This is a genomic window from Nocardia brevicatena NBRC 12119, from assembly GCF_000308495.1.
Taxonomy (GTDB): Bacteria; Actinomycetota; Actinomycetes; order Mycobacteriales; family Mycobacteriaceae; genus Nocardia; species Nocardia brevicatena.
On sequence record NZ_BAFU01000018.1, the window covers coordinates 1 to 6,680 of the forward strand.

General features: G+C 69.6%; 1 protein-coding gene. It reads left to right on the top strand.

The genetic code is table 11. From position 1 onward, the window contains the following. Positions 1-6,680: non-ribosomal peptide synthetase (locus ON20_RS03735; protein ID WP_040833504.1), on the top strand; the 6,680-nt coding region annotated here is incomplete at both ends.

Consider the following 6,680-nt stretch of genomic DNA (forward strand, 5'->3'; position numbering starts at 1 on the left):
GACTCCCGTCGAGGAGATCGTGGCCGGTGTGTTCGCCGAGGTGCTCGGGGTGGAGCGGGTCGGCGCGGACGACGACTTCTTCGAGCTGGGCGGTAACTCGCTGCTGGCGACCCAGGTGGCGGCGCGCCTCGGCGCGGCCCTGGACACCCGGGTGCCGGTGCGGTCGCTGTTCGAGGCGTCGACGGTGGTCGGACTGGCGGCCAAGGCCGAACAGCAGGCGGGTGCCGGTCGTAAGGCGCTGACCGCCGGTCCGCGTCCCGAGCGCATCCCGCTGTCGCTGGCGCAGCAGCGCATGTGGTTCCTCAACCAGTTCGACACCGCCTCGGCGGTCAACAACATCCCGATGGCCGTGCGGCTGTCCGGGGACCTCGATCCGGCCGCCCTGCAGCGGGCGGTGGCCGATGTGATCGTCCGGCACGAGACGCTGCGCACCGTCTACCCCGAATACGAGGGTGCCGTGCACCAGGTGATCGTGCCCGCCGAGCAGGGGGTACCGGATCTCACGCCGATCCCGGTGGCGGCGGCGGATGTGCCGGCCCGCATCATCGCGGAGGTGTCGCTGGGCTTCGACGTGACCGTCGAGGTGCCGTTGCGCGCCAAGCTGTTCCACGTCGTCGACGGCGAACGCGGCGGCAGCGAATACGTGCTGGTGTTCGTGGCGCATCACATCAGCGCCGACGGTTGGTCGATGGGTCCGCTCACCCGCGATGTCATGATCGCCTACGCGGCGCATATCTCGGGTGGGGCGCCGAACTGGACACCGCTGCCGGTGCAGTACGCCGACTACAGCGTCTGGCAGCGCGAGGTGCTGGGTTCGGAGGACGATCCCGACAGCGTGATCTCGCGGCAGGCCGAGTACTGGCGGACCGTGCTGGCCGGCCTGCCGGACGAGTTGAACCTGCCCGCCGACCGGGCGCGTCCCACGACGCAGTCGTTCACCGGTGGGCACGTGGCGTTCGAGATCGAGCCCGAGCTGTATCGCGCGCTGGGCGAGGTCGCCAAACAGCACAACGCGACCCTGTTCATGGTCGTGCACGCGGCGTTCGCGGTGTTCCTGGCACGCCTGTCGGGCACCGACGACATCGCCATCGGCACCCCGATCGCGGGCCGTGGTGAGGCCGAACTCGACGATATGATCGGTATGTTCGTCAACACCCTGGTGTTGCGGTCGCATGTGCCGGGCAAGCTCACCTTCGCCGAACTGCTGGCCGCCACCAAGAACACCGACCTGCAGGCGTTCGCGCACGCGGACCTGCCGTTCGAGCGGCTGGTGGAACTGCTGAACCCGGAGCGTTCGACGGCACGGCACCCGTTGTTCCAGGTGGCGTTGTCGTTCGAGAACCTGCCGCAATCGGATTTCGAACTGCCCGGACTGCGGGTCGAGGGCGTGGAATTCGACGCCGATATCGCCAAGTTCGACCTGCTGCTCACCATGCGGGAGACAGGCCGGTCGGACGGTGGCATGCAGGCCGACTTCTCCTTCGCCCGCGACCTGTTCGATCCCGAGACCGTCGAGGTGTTCGCGCAGCGGTTCGTGCGGTTGCTGACCGCCATCACCGCCGCGCCGCGGACCCCGGTGGGCGATCTGCCGCTGCTGGACGGCGCCGAATACGAGCTGCTCACGCACGTGCACGGTGATCACGTCATGGCCACCGGCCTGTTGCCGGATATGCTCGCCCAGGGTGTGGCCCGCGATCCGGAGCAGATCGCGATCCGCTACCAGGGCCGTTCGATCACCTACCGGGAGCTCGACGAGTACTCCTCGCGGCTGGCGCGGGTGCTCATCGACCGCGGCGTCGGTCCGGAACGGATTGTGGCGCTGGCCTTCCCGCGTTCCTACGAGATGGTGGCCGCGTTCTGGGCGGTGGCCAAGGCCGGTGGTGCGCATGTGCCGGTGGACCCGACGTATCCGCAGGACCGGATGCGGCATATGGTCACCGACTCCGGCGCGATCCTGGGCCTGACCACGAGCGAATTCACCGACCGGTTGCCCGGTGAGGTGGAATGGCTGCGGTTGGACGACCCGGCGTTCGGCGAGCAGGTCGATGCGGTCTCGGCCGCACCGATCACCGACGCGGACCGCATCACCGCGCTGGATATGCGGCACCCGGCCTATGTCATCTACACCTCCGGTTCGACCGGTCTGCCCAAGGGCGTCATGGTCACCCATACGGGTATCCGCGGCCTGGCCGATGTGGCGACGAGCCTGTACGGGTTGCAGCCGCAGCACCGGTTCCTGCACATCTGCTCGCCCAGCTTCGACCCGTCGGTGCTGGAATGGGTGTGCGCCGGCTACACCGGCGCCACCCTGGTCATCGTGCCCGCCGGCATTATCGGCGGCCCGGACCTGGCCGAGCTCATGCGCACCGAGCGGGTGACGCACACGATCATCACCCCGGCGGTGTTGGGCACCATGGACCCGGCCGGGTTGGCCGAGCTCGAGGTGGCCTCCGTCGGTGGCGATGTCACCACCCAGGAGTTGCTGGCCAAGTGGGCGCCGGGACGCAAGTACTTCAACGCCTACGGTCCCACCGAGACCACGATCATCTCCTCGTACGCCCAGCTCACCCCGGGCAAGCACATCACCGTCGGCGACCCGGTGCACGGTATGTCGGCGCTGGTGCTCGACGGACGTCTCGAACCGGTGCCGCCGGGTGTGCCCGGTGAGCTGTATCTGGCCGGTGGTGGGCTGGCGCGCGGCTACCACAGCCGGGCCGGTCTCACCTCGGATCGGTTCGTCGCCAACCCGTGGGGAGAGCCGGGCAGCCGTATGTACCGCACCGGGGATGTGGTGCGCTGGTACGCCGAATCCGGACAGCGTGCCGGTAACGCCGCGGTGCCGTCGGTGCACTGGGAACTCGACTATGTGGGCCGTTCCGACTTCCAGGTCAAGATCCGCGGCTTCCGCGTGGAACTCGGCGAGATCGACACCGCCCTGGGCCGCCACCCCGATGTCGAGTTCGCCCTCACCCTCGGCAAGGAAACCGCGGCGGGCGCGACCATCCTGGTTTCGTATCTGCTCGCGGTGCCGGGCCACACGATCGACCCCGACGAGGTCACCGAGTTCGTCGCCCGCACTCTGCCGCCGCATATGGTGCCCGCGGCGATCGTGGTACTCGACGAGATCCCGCTGACCCCGGTCGGCAAACTCGACCGCAAGGCCCTGCCCGAACCGACGCTGGAGCAGCGCGAATTCCGCGCCCCGGTCACCGAGGTGGAGTCGATCATCGCCGAGGTGTTCGCCGATGTGCTCGGCGTCGCCGAACTCGGTGTCGACGATTCGTTCTTCGCGCTCGGCGGCGACAGCATCCTGTCCATTCAGCTGGTGTCGCGGGCCAAGGCACGGGGTGTGGTGTTCACACCGCGCGATGTCTTCGAACGCCGCACCGTCGCGGCACTGGCCGAGGTCGCGACCCGCGGCGAGTCCGCGCAACGGCAGCGGTTGGACGAACTGCCCGGCGGCGGTGTCGGCGATATCCCGCTGACACCGATCATGGCGCAGTTCCTGGCGGACGAGACGCCGCACGGCCGGTTCTCGCAGTCCATGGTGCTGTCGCTGCCCGCCGGTATCGACCGGGAGATCCTGGTCGCCACCATCGCCGCCGTGGTCGACCACCACGATGTGCTGCGGGCGCGGGTGCGTCGCGACGGCGACGGGTACGGCTTCGAAACCTTCGCTCCCGGTGCGGTGGACGTCGAGGCGCTGGTGCACCGGGTCGAACTCGACGACACCGTCACCGATGCCGAACTCACCCGGATCGCCACCGCCGAATACGATGCCGCGCTGGACCGGCTCGACCCGGCGCGCGCAGTCATGGCGCAGTTCGTGTGGTTCTCCTTCACCGGAGACCACCGCGACCTGCTCCTCATCGTCGCGCACCACTTCGCGGTCGACGGTGTGTCCTGGCGGATCATCATCCCCGACCTGGCCGTGGCCTGGTCGCAGCTGGTGGCGGGACAGCCGGTCGCGCTGCCCGTGAACGGCACCTCCATGCGGCGCTGGGCGCACAGCCTCGTCGAGGCCGCGGCCGCATCGGAACGGGTCGCGGAACTGCCGTACTGGCAGCGGGTTTCGGGCACCCCCGATCCGGTGCTCGGCTCCCGCGAGTTCGACCCGGCGCGCGATACCTTCGCCACCCTGGACCGGGTCGAGGTGTCCCTGCCCGCCGACGTCACCGACGCGGTGCTGACCATCCTGCCCACCCGCTACCGCGGCGGTGTCAACGACGGACTGCTGTCCGCGCTGGCCATGGCGGTCGCGCGCTGGCGTGGGACCCGCACCCAGGCGGCGCTGATCAAGCTCGAGGGCCACGGTCGTGAAGAAGACCTGGTGCCGGGCGCCGACCTGTCCCGGACCGTCGGCTGGTTCACCGCCGCCTACCCGGTGGCGCTGGACCTGACCGGCGCCGACCTGTCCGACGCGTTCGCCGGCGGCGCAGCCCTCGCCTCGATCGTGAAATCGGTCAAGGAACAGCTGCTCGCGGTCCCGGACAAGGGTCTCGGCTACGGTCTGCTGCGCTACCTGAACCCGGAGACCGGCGCGCAGCTGCCGGAGAAGGTGCCAGGCCAGATCGGCTTCAACTACCTGGGTCGCGTCTCGGCCGGTGAGATCCCGGCCGAACTCGCCGAACTGGGTTGGGCGCCGTCGGCGGATCTGGGTCGCCTCGATGTGGTGATGGACCGTGATATGCCCGCAGGCGCGGTGATCGATATCAACGCCATCGTCACCGATTCCGCGGACGGCCCGAGCCTGGGCGCCTCGTTCGCCTTCCCCACCGGCCTGCTCACCCGGGAACGGGCGCAGGAACTCGCCGATCTGTGGGTGGCGGCACTCACCGCGCTGGCCGAGCACGTCCGGCGCCCGGACTCCGGCGGCTTCACCCCGTCGGATATGCCGCTGGTGCGGGTCGGTCAGGCCGATATCGAACGGTGGGAGCGCACCTATCCGGCGCTGACCGAGGTGTGGCCGCTGTCGCCGCTGCAGTCCGGTCTGCTGTTCCACGCGCAGCTCACCCAGGACACCGTCGACGTCTACACCATGCAGGCCGTGGTGGATCTGACCGGCAGCCCGGACCCCGCCCGGTTGCAGGCCGCCGCGCAGTCGGTGATCGACCGCTACCCGAACCTGCGGACCGCGTTCGTCACCGATGCCGCCGGCCAGTCGGTGCAGGTGGTACTCGACACGGTGCAAGTGCCGTGGCAGGAGATCGACCTGCGCGAGGTGCCCGAATCGGAACGCGCCGACGAACTGCGGCGTCGCGTGGTGGCCGACCGTGCCGCCCACTTCGACATGGCGGCCCCGCCACTGGTCCGGTTCACCTTGTACCGGACGGGTGAGCAGGCGTGGCACCTGGTGCTCACCACCCACCACATCCTGGTCGACGGTTGGTCGATGCCGCTGCTCATGCGGGATCTGCTGGTGCTGTACGCGGTGCACGGCGATCAGAGCGCGCTCGGTCGGGTGACGTCCTACCGCAGCTTCCTGGCCTGGCTGAACGAGCAGGACCGGGAGGTCTCGCTGCGGAAATGGGCGTCGATCCTGGAAGGTGCCGAGCCGACCCAGCTGGCGCCGCAGCCGCGCGGCGAGGAGCGGTACGAGATCGACAAGCACGTGGTCGTCATCGACGCCGAGCGCACCGCCCGGCTCAGCGCCTGTGCCGTCGAACTCGGCGTCACGGTGAACACCCTGGTCCAGGCGGCCTGGGGCATCCTGCTCGGCCGGGTCACCGGCCGCGGCGATGTGGTGTTCGGTGCGACCGTGTCCGGCCGTCCGGCCGAACTGCCGGGTGTGGAATCCATGGTGGGTCTGTTCATCAACACCCTGCCGGTGCGGGTGCGGGTCGACGACCGCGCGACAACGGCCGAATTGCTCACCGCCCTGCAGCGGGAGCAGGCGGACCTGCTCGAACACCACTACCTGGGTCTGACCGACATCCAGCGGGCCGCCGGCACCGGCGTGCAGTTCGACACGCTGCTGGTGTTCGAGTCCTACCCGGTGGACGCCGAGGCGATCGCCGCGACCAGCTCCATCGACGGCATGTCGGTGACCGGTGTGGGCGTCAACGACAACACCCACTACCCGATGGCGATCATGGTGGCCGCCGAGACCACGATCGAGCTGGCGTTCAAGTACCTGACCAGCCGGTTCGACGCGGACGAGGTCGAGGCGCTGGCGGCGCGCATGCTGCGGGTACTCGACCGGCTGGCCGAGGATCCGCAGGCGCCGGTCGGCGATATCGATATCCTGTTCGATGCCGCCGAACGCCGGCGGGTGCTGGTGGACTGGAACGACACCGCCCGCCCGGTGGAGTCCGAACCGCTGCTCGCGGCCTACACCCGCACCGCGGCCGCTCACCCGGACCGTCTCGCCATCGGCTACGAGGGGGAGCAGCTCACCTACGGCGAGTTCGACGCGCGGGTCAACCGGTTGGCGCGTCGCCTGATCGCGGAGGGCGTCGGCCCGGAGACCCGGGTCGCGCTGGGGCTGCGGCGTTCGCTGGATCTGGTGGTCGCCGCGTACGCGGTGCTGGCCGCCGGCGGCGCCTATGTGCCGCTGGACCTGGGACAGCCGAGCGAACGCATCGGCTACATCCTGGAGTCGGCCGACCCGGTGTGTGTGCTGACCACGGCCGCGGACGGGTTCGCCGTCGCGGACCGCAGCGTGCTCATGCTGGACGAAC